The 5205-nt window shown below is 49.7% G+C and carries 2 protein-coding genes; both read right to left on the reverse strand.

Going from position 1 to position 5205, the window contains the following annotated elements:
• Positions 1–656: 656 nt before the first annotated feature.
• Positions 657–3290, reverse strand: a complete 2634-nt coding sequence (locus H6G00_RS17245) for a CHAT domain-containing protein (protein ID WP_190797703.1) — start codon at positions 3288–3290, stop codon at positions 657–659.
• A 15-nt stretch (positions 3291–3305) separates the two neighbouring features.
• A complete protein-coding gene (locus tag H6G00_RS17250) occupies positions 3306–5060 on the reverse strand; it encodes an S-layer family protein (RefSeq protein WP_190797704.1) in 1755 nt (584 codons plus the stop codon).
• Between the last annotated feature and the right edge of the window lie 145 nt (positions 5061–5205).

Genomic DNA, 5205 nt, shown 5'->3' on the forward strand with positions numbered 1-5205 from the left:
GCTATGTGGCGCGGGAGATTTATCACATTGTTCGTAACACGTTTCCGGTTCCTGAACGCCCTGAAGTGATTCATCCTTAGAATACAAAAAACTTGACATCTATAGGAGCATCAGTACCGCAGCCACTTACTTAGTAGCTTCGAGAGTGTCGAGTCAGAAGATGCTTCAATAGTTTGAGCATGAGGCATAGGAAAAAGTTCTCCAATTGGTGAATCTCAGTTTGAGGTTAATTTTGATCAAAGCATCGTCACTATCACACTCACCTACTGCAGTAGATTCTACGGGTAAGAATTTCAGCAAATAGCAGTCAGAAAGAGTGAGGGAAAGTGTTCGAAGCCCCGTTTATAAGAACTAAATCAACTTAATAATACGCATTGACGAGTAGTTTCGTCATCCTTTGTAAGTAAGTTTAAAGTTCTCCTCGGACAATAAAGCCACAAGTTTTTGCTCAAGGAATATCGGCAGTACCACCGGACATTGAGCAAGATAATTTCGGGCGGATGATGTCACCCCTTAAAGGGAGTAGGAATAGACATCGCAGAGAAATCAGGCATATCCAAGCTGAACTGACCTTACCACTAATCAGTTTTTGCGACACAGCCCAATATAGAGAGAACAGTTTCTATCTAAAATTGAAAATTTAGTGTTCTAGAGAATTAGAGCCAATTTCCTAGCAACACGTAAGGTGCCCAGTAGGAGGGCTGACTATAGTTTGGATGGTTGATGAGTGTGAGTTGGGCTTGACGCAGGGCTTGGGACTTAGAGAGAGAGGGATTGTCTACTAGCTGACGATAAAACTCAATCATTAAAAAGGCACTGGACTGATCATCAATACTCCATAACGAGGCAAGGGTGCTGCGCGCTCCGGCTCGAACTGCTACTCCTGCTAATCCCAAAGCGGCTCGCTCATCGCCTTCGGCCGTTTGGCAGGCACTTAATGTCAGAAGTTCGATCGGACCGGGTTGGGCTTGTCTCGTTTTCAAGATGCGGTTTAATTCATCTATATCAATGCGGCGATCGAGTGCACGAATGAATGTTTTATTGCGATCGGAACTGAATTCACCATGCGTTGCTAGATGAATAATTTGAAATGGAGCTTGCTCAATTTGAGTCTGTAATGCCTCAGCGGTAAACTCTTGATTCAATAAGATAACGGCTCTTGGAATTTTGGCGAGAATGCCGTCTTTTTCCTGTTCGACTGCGGTGAGAGGACTAAAATTTTCGATCGCACTGCTTAATCCAGCAAACAGCAACCGCATTTGTTGACGCTCTAACGGTTGCGGATCAGGCAGTTCCAGTCCTGGTGTTAGAGCAACAGCATAGGTTTCCACTAAATAGCGTTCGCCATCATGTAGAGCCGCCATTGGAATGTTTTTTAGGAATCCGTCTAGCACGAATACTAGTGTGCTGACCTGGTTGTTGCTCAACTCTGCTTCTGCAGGACGGATTAACCAGTCATAAACCTGTTGAGACAGCCTTCTAACAGAGATTTGAGTTTCGGGCTGAGTGATTTGATGGCGAAGATCAGTCAAGGTTTTTTCTACCTCTGCTTGACCCACCATTGTCGAGTAGTGAATTAAGTTAGGTTGGTTCGGTAACTTCAGAATGACTTCGAGGCTATCAGGTAGAATAATCGGGTAGATGATGGCTGCTCGTGTATTGGTTTGATCAGCAGATAGCGCACTGGTTTGTTCAACGATGCGATCGATGGCGATCGGTACGTCTAAACAGGCTTCTCGAAAGAAGTTTTGTAGCTCAACGGTTTGCAGAGATTCCAGTGTTCTCCTGGCTTTTATTAAATTTTCTTGGTTTATAGTGCCTGCTGGCTGTAATAGTAATTCGATGAGTTGTCGATAGGTGGGTTCAACGCTTTCGCGAAACGAAAACTGTTGATCTGGATTCATTGAAGCCAAATCTAATCGCAAAGATTGCAAGGTTTTCAGTGCTTCTTCATAAAGGGCGATCGCTTCCACTCTGTTATTAGCTGGATCAATTCCTTGTTCGGCTTGAGCTTTGAGAATGCGTCCAAGTTGCCACTGCCACAAATAAGTGACATCGGTTGCGTTTGTGGAGAGTGCTAATTGCAGCGCTTGACGGGTTAGATCAGTTGCAGATGACCACTGTTGCGTTTTTTCATAGAGTCCTCCTAACAGTCCGAGTGCATAGGACTGAGTGCGGCGATCGCCCAATTGTTCACTCTGCTGTGCCGCTGTAGACAGCAGTGTTGCTGCGTCAGTGGAGGATGAGATTGCTAAACTTTGAGCTAAATTAATTTGGGCATAAACTGTTGTTCGATTGGGCGGCAAATCTTCAAGCTGGTGTTGAATTTGAGGCAGCAGCGATTGCGCGTCTGACGTTTGTGCTGTCTCAATAAGCAGGCTAAAGCGATTTAAGTTGGCTTGTAGCTGCACGGTTGCTGAATTTGTACCAGTTGCCGCCTGCTGATACCAATTTAGGGCTGCCGCATGATCCTGTTGACTGCGCGCTGTATTGCCCAGACTGAGCTGTATCAAGGCGATCGCCTCAGCCACCTCAGCCGTTGACGAATTGACAGATACCTGTTGTGCGATCGCCAAACTGTCCTGCAACCGTTGCTGCGACTGATCGAGGCTTCCTACCAGGCGTAGTGCCTCGCCCAAACTCCGAAGTTCTGAAACTTTGGTGAGAGAGTTTGGTTGAGCCTGTAAGGTTTGCTCTAACTCGGTGAGCAGCATGATTGCCCGCTGGTAAAATCCCAGGGTTTGTAGTGCGCGACTTTGCTCAATTTGGTTGCGAATCAGGCGATCGCGGTCGTTAAGCTGTTCGTAGTCTTGAGCGGCTTGCTGCCACGTGGCAAGTGCTTGTTCTGCTTGACCTTGAGCAAACTGTAATCGTCCTTGGATATCGAGTGCTTGCGCTGCGGCTAAGCGGCGAGCGGCAGAATCGTTTGCCTGGTCAAGCAGATTGAGGCTGTTGGCGATCGCCTGATTTGCTTGCGTCCAGTTTCCCAGTTGGTGATAGGTTAGCGCTAAATTGCTCAGGGCGATCGCCTGTCGTACGGTATCCCCTTGCTGCTGATAAGCCTGAATTGCCTGCTGCAAGATGGCTATTGCTTCGGTGAAACGTCCGGCATCATAAAACGTCTTTGCCTGTTGTTCTAGGGTTTGTCGCTCAGCTTGACTGACTTCCTGAGTCAGGGCATGCAAGGCGGGAAGGGTAGCAAAACTGGGGGATGTTACGACACACAGCCATGCACTCCAGATGAGCAGCAGGCAAAACGTGAGAGGCGATCGCAGGCGTTTCCTGATCATCAGTTTTTGGGTGAATCAGTTTTCGGGTGATTGACACATTACAGGCGTTTGAGCAGCACTAGTAGGAGTTACTGCAATCAATCTCACTGTCCCATCTTCAGCGACAATCCACTCCTGTGCTTCTACGATCGCTGCTGCTCCATTAGTTTCTTGATAGGCAGTTTCTTGATGAGGTGAAGCGATTACCCCTTCGGGGAACTGCGGAGCAACCGCTGCTTCTCGCTCATCTAACGTAGACCAACCCATGAGTGATTCTTCCCCAAGGAGCGAATCGATCGGAGCAGTCGGCAATCCTCCTCGTCCGGTCACAACAAACTCACCCGTCTCTCCCCTTCCTCCTACACCAGGACAAGTTTGAGTAATCTGGTCAGACGCATCCACAACTGCAACGGGCAGTTCAGTTAAGCCCCGTCTGGAGTCAACGCTAGGGGGGGTGATATCCACCGTTCTCTGCACTCCCAGTTCTGAACTCGCCGTAATGTCGCTAGTGAGGGGATTGTCTTGCGCCTGAGCTGCAATGCCAAAAAGGCCTTTGGTCGTGATGTTGACCGTGCCGCCCGTGCCTGTGAACGCATTGGCACGAATGTCGCTTCGAGCGTTGGGCAGAGCCACAATGAAATCGGCGTCGATGTCGATGTTGCCGCCGTTGCCGCCCGCCCGCTCGGTTCCCGCAGTGGTGGTAATGAGGCTATTGTTGTTGAGCTGCAATAGCTCGACGTCACGCAGTCTAATGTTGCCGCCATCGTCCGCAACCGTTTCAGCCGTAATGCGAGCTTGATTGTCTAACTGCACGGTGTTGGCAGCGAGGTCAACATTCCCTCCAATCCCGCTGCCCTGACTGTCTACTGCAATCCTGGCTTGATCCAGTACCTGCAACTGGTCGGTCGTGATTTGAATCGTGCCACCTGGAGCTGAAGAACCTGGTGCAGTACTGGCATACAAGCCGCTAGCAGATCCTTGGAGACTGCTTGGTCTGTTGTTTGTCAAGCCAGAAAGCGTAATGCGATCGGCAACATCGAGGATGATATTGCCCGCTCGTCCCCGGTTATTGCTTGAGGTATTCACCTGTGAACCTCCGGTTGCCTCAAACGTATTAGCATTAAGGGTAATGCTTCCGCCTGGAAAGCGATTGCGAGTTGAGGAAAAGATGCCGCCGCCATCAGCTAGACGAACCGAATCTGCCGCAATGCGGATATCGCCGCCGCGTCCTTGGGCACCTGCCTCTGAAGAACTAGTGATTACACTGACAGCTTCCTGGCGATTCACTCCCTCTAGAGCGATCTGACCGCGAGCGTTGAGAATGATGTCGCCCGCATTGCCTTGTCCACGGGTGTCGGCAACCAGTTGAGCACCATTAGTCAGGGAGAGGGAGCCTGCAGTGATGCGAATATCGCCACCGCCGCCTACAGCAACCGCATCTGAGTTAATAGCACCAACGCTACTAAAGATCGCACTACTGTCTATAGCAACGCGATCGCGAGCATTGATAATTACGCTGCCCGCATCGCCCCGTCCTAAGGTGAGTGCTACCAGATTGGAATTGTTGGTGAGTGAAAAGGAGCCTGTCGTGATGCGGATACGACCACCGCTACCCTCGGCAACGACATCGGAGCTGACAGAGCCGACAGCACTGAAAATATTAGCCCCGTTGTCTAAAGTAACGCGATCGCGAGCATTGATGAAGATGTTCCCTGCATTGCCTTGTCCACCAGTACTGGCAAGCAGTTGAGCGCCATCCAAGGAGACGCGATCGCGAGCTTCAATAATCACGTTCCCAGCGTTGCCTTGTGCGAGGGTGTTGGGGTTGTGTCGCAAAAACGGGTCAATGGTAAGGTAGGTAAGCTCGGCCTTGCCTTCTTCCCCTCCGATGTCTACTCATTCTTTGTTCAAGTGGCGGCATTTTTTGCCCCAGATC

Source organism: Leptolyngbya sp. FACHB-541 (assembly GCF_014695875.1).
In the GTDB taxonomy this organism is placed as follows: domain Bacteria; phylum Cyanobacteriota; class Cyanobacteriia; order Elainellales; family Elainellaceae; genus JAAUTN01.

Bases quoted from the DNA above. Each gene is read 5' to 3' on its own strand.
- H6G00_RS17245 (WP_190797703.1), bottom strand. From the start codon at position 3,290: ATGATCAGGAAACGCCTGCGATCGCCTCTCACGTTTTGCCTGCTGCTC.